The sequence below is a fragment of the Pseudoalteromonas phenolica genome (assembly GCF_005876835.1).
Classification (GTDB): domain Bacteria; phylum Pseudomonadota; class Gammaproteobacteria; order Enterobacterales; family Alteromonadaceae; genus Pseudoalteromonas; species Pseudoalteromonas phenolica_B.
The window spans coordinates 1-1425 of sequence record NZ_PPSW01000069.1 but is presented as its reverse complement, the minus strand read 5'-3'; the positions used below and the strand labels follow the sequence as shown (position 1 = coordinate 1425).

The 1425-nt window shown below is 42.5% G+C and carries 1 protein-coding gene; it reads left to right on the top strand.

The window, feature by feature from the left end; genetic code table 11:
* Positions 1–80 precede the first annotated feature (80 nt).
* Complete coding sequence (locus C1E24_RS20670) at positions 81–1412, top strand: IS4 family transposase (RefSeq protein ID WP_138484789.1); 1332 nt, start codon at positions 81–83, stop codon at positions 1410–1412.
* The last annotated feature ends 13 nt before the right edge of the window (positions 1413–1425 follow it).

Genomic DNA, 1425 nt, shown 5'->3' with positions numbered 1-1425 from the left:
TAATGCAGATCGTTTAAGCTAATTGAACGATCTTTCAGAGGCTTCATAATAGGCCACAACGCAAGTTGTGGCCTATTTTTATGTCTGAGTTTCTTAAAGAATTACACCTTACTTCTGAGTTTTGTCATGAGCGTGAGCTCGACGCATTTACCAAACATATTCCTCTTGAATGGATTGAAGAAGCCGTCAACCAAACAGGAAAAGCGTCTGTTCGTAAACGCCGTTTTCCTGCCGAGCAAGCTGTATGGCTTGTATTAGGGATCGGATTACTTCGAAATCGTTCTATCTCTGAGGTGTGTGATAAACTCGAATTAGCCTTCCCCGACTCAAAAGGTGAACTCCCTCCACTGGCAACCAGCAGTATCATAAAAGGAAAATGTAGACTCGGAGCTGAGCCAATGCAGTACTTGTTTAAACATACGGCGGCACGTTGGGAGCAATTACAACCGTTTGATGAAGTATGTGGATTAAAGTTATTAAGTGTGGATGGGACACAATTTAAAACTCAAGATACCCCTAGTAACAGCCACTTCGGGTATGCGCAATCAACAGCTAACTTCCCTTCTGTATTAGCTGTTACCTTAATGTCCACTCGAACTCATTTAATTTCAGATGCGGCGTTTGGGCCAGTAACCAATAGTGAAATTCATTTTGCTCAACAACTTGTCGGCTCCGCACCAGAGCACTCGCTTACTTTATTTGATAGAGGATTTTTCTCTGCCGAGCTCTTTACTAGTTGGCAGGGTGTAGGAACCAACCATCATTGGCTCACACCTATAAAAAGCAAAATGCGCTATGACGTCATTGAGTCGTATAGTGAATATGACCATTTAATTACCATGCCTGTGTCGCCCCAAGCGAAAAAGTCAGCTTTGTATCTAGGAGATACATGGCAGGCAAGACTAATCCAAATCCCAACACCTAAAGGTGAGATTAAAGGATTTATTACCTCATGCTTATGCCCAGAGACTTATACACTGAAAGCACTACTTGATGTGTATTGGCAACGGTGGGAAATAGAGCAAGGCTATGGTGAGCTCAAGCAGTATCAACTATCAAACAAACCAGTATTACGAAGCTTAAAACATGAAGGCATTTATCAAGAGCTATGGGGCATTCTAACGTCATACAATATTGTGCGACTAGAAATGGCTGAGATGGCGAAAGCACATAAGGTTGACCCATTGCGCATTAGCTTTATAAACGCACTCTACCTTATACAGGATGAGTTTTTATGGTGCTCTGGGCGCAGCCCTGGAACAATACCTAAGAAACTAAAAGAGTTGAGAGAGAACGGTAAACGTTTAGTCTTACCTGATAAAAGAAAGCGCAAATCTTACCCGCGTTCCGTACTAGCTAAAACGCAAAAATATCCTGCGAGGTATAAAAGAAAAAGCGCCACTCGCTCTTAAGCGAGTGCCGCTA

What these genes read in the sequence shown, in the direction of transcription:
- C1E24_RS20670 (WP_138484789.1), top strand. Translation starts at nt 81, where the DNA reads ATGTCTGAGTTTCTTAAAGAATTACACCTTACTTCTGAGTTTTGTCAT.